The 2,126-nt window shown below is 66.1% G+C and carries 2 protein-coding genes; both read right to left on the bottom strand.

Annotated elements, in window-relative coordinates; translation table 11 throughout:
* Positions 1–55 precede the first annotated feature (55 nt).
* Positions 56–1,114, bottom strand: a complete 1,059-nt coding sequence (gene rodA / locus V7Q81_RS15850; protein WP_333845265.1) for a rod shape-determining protein RodA — start codon at positions 1,112–1,114, stop codon at positions 56–58.
* Between the two features lie 28 nt (positions 1,115–1,142).
* Positions 1,143–2,126, bottom strand: a 984-nt coding sequence (locus tag V7Q81_RS15845) for a penicillin-binding transpeptidase domain-containing protein (RefSeq protein WP_333845263.1), incomplete at its 5' end; no start/stop codon positions are given.

Raw genomic sequence — 2,126 nt, 5'->3', positions numbered from 1 at the left:
CCCTCGCTCCCGCCCCCCTTGGCCGCTTCCTGCATCATGCCTCCCTCGCCGGATGTCAGCTTTTGACCAGCTTCTTCGTGGTGTGGATGCTCATGAGGATACCGAAGCCCAGGAGCAGCGTCACCAGGGAGGTGCCGCCGTAGGAAATCAGAGGCAGGGGCACCCCTACTACCGGCAGGATGCCGCTCACCATCCCCATATTGACGAAGGCGTAGGTAAAGAAAGTGAGAGTGATGGCGCCCGCCAACAGCCGGCCGAACTGGCTGGAGGCATGGGCAGCGATGTAGAGGCCGCGGCCGATCACCAGCAGGTACATGAGAAGCAGCAGCAGATTGCCGATGAAGCCGAACTCCTCGGCGTAGACGGCGAAGATGAAATCGGTGGTGCGCTCCGGCAGGAAGTCCAGGTGGGACTGTGTGCCCTGGAGCCAGCCCTTGCCAGCGATGGCGCCGGAGCCCACGGCAATCGTGGACTGGATGGTGTGGTAGCCCGCCCCCAGGGGATCCTGGGTGGGATCGAGGAGGATGAGGATGCGGCGACGCTGGTAGTCGTGGAGTACCGACCAGAGGATGGGCAGGCTTGCCAGAACCACCGCCATCACCCCGCCCATTAGCCGCCACGACATGCCCGCCAGGAACAGGACATAGAAGCCGGAGGCGCCGATGAGCAGCGCCGTGCCCAGGTCCGGCTGGCGGGCGATCAGCCCCATGGGGACGAGGAGCAGCAGCGCCGCGAGGCCGAAGTCCCTGAGGCGCGGTGCCTCCTCCTTGCGGGCGAAGAACCAGGCGAGCAGCATGGGGACGGCGATCTTCATGAGCTCTGAGGGCTGGATGCGAATGAAGCCCAGGTCCAGCCAGCGCCGGGCCCCATTCACCACCTCTCCCACCAGGGCCACGGCGATGAGTAATGCCAGCCCCAGCAGGTACAGGGGCACTGCGGCGCGCATCAGACGCTGGGACGGCACCAGGGCGACGGCCCACATGGCGGCGAGGGCGATGGCCAGGTTAGTGGCTTGGCCCATCACCCGGGCCAGGCTGGCGCCCGATGCGCTATACAGGGTGATCAACCCGGTGGCGAGGAGCAGGGCCGTGGCGATGAGCAGCATGCTGTCCATGCGGCTCGCGACGAAACGCAGGGCACCTTTAATCGCTGGGTTCACTCCCGGGCTCTCCCTGTAACGCTGGCGCGGAGTCTGGCCGCTTGCCGAGAAGATAGTAGTCGAACACCATGCGGGCGATGGGGGCGGCGGTGGCGCTGCCGGCGCCTCCGTTTTCCACCAGGATCGCTAGGGCGATGCGGGGCGCTTCCGCCGGAGCGTAAGCGACGAAGAGGGCGTGGTCCCGGTGCTCCTCCCGTAGCTTTTTCTCGTCGTACTTTTCTCCCTGCTTGATGGCCACCACCTGGGCGGTACCGGTTTTGCCTGCGAATTCATAGGCCGCGCCGGTGCCGGCCCGCGCGGCCGTACCCCCCGGACGGGTGACGTCCACCAGAGCTTCCTGCACCAACCGCAGATGGTGGGGATTGAGCTTGAGGGTGTAGAGGGGCTCCGCGGCGATGCGCCGTACCGCTCCGGTGGCGGCGTCCTCGATAGATTGCACCAGGTGGGGGCGGAAGGCCGTGCCCCCGTTGGCCAGGATGGCGGTCGCCTGGGCGAGCTGCATCGGGGTGGCGAGCAGGTAGCCCTGACCGATGCCCACCGACACCGTGTCCCCCACGTACCACTTGTCCCGCAGCCGCTTGCGCTTCCATTCCTGGGACGGCAGCAGGCCGGGAAGCTCTCCCTCGATGTCGACTCCGGTCTTCTCGCCGAAGCCGAACCTGCGCATGAAGGCGTGAATCGCGTCGATGCCCAGGTCCACCGCCAGACTGTAGTAATAGGTGTCGCAGGAGACTACCAGGGATTTGCGCAGGTCCACCAGCCCATGGCCGCCCGGCTTCCAGTCCCGGTACCGGTGATTGTTCCCGGGAAGGGAAAACCAACCCGGATCGCTGATGGTGTAGGAGGGAGTACGCTTGCCCAGCTCCAGGCCCGCGAGGGCCATGAAGGGTTTGATGGTGGAACCAGGGGGATACTGACCCCGCAAGGCTCGGTTATTGAGGGGGCGGTCGGGGGACTCGTTCAGGGC

Source organism: Pelomicrobium sp. (assembly GCF_036803785.1).
Taxonomy (GTDB): Bacteria; Pseudomonadota; Gammaproteobacteria; order Burkholderiales; family UBA6910; genus Pelomicrobium.
This window is presented reverse-complemented; position numbering and strand designations above follow the sequence as displayed.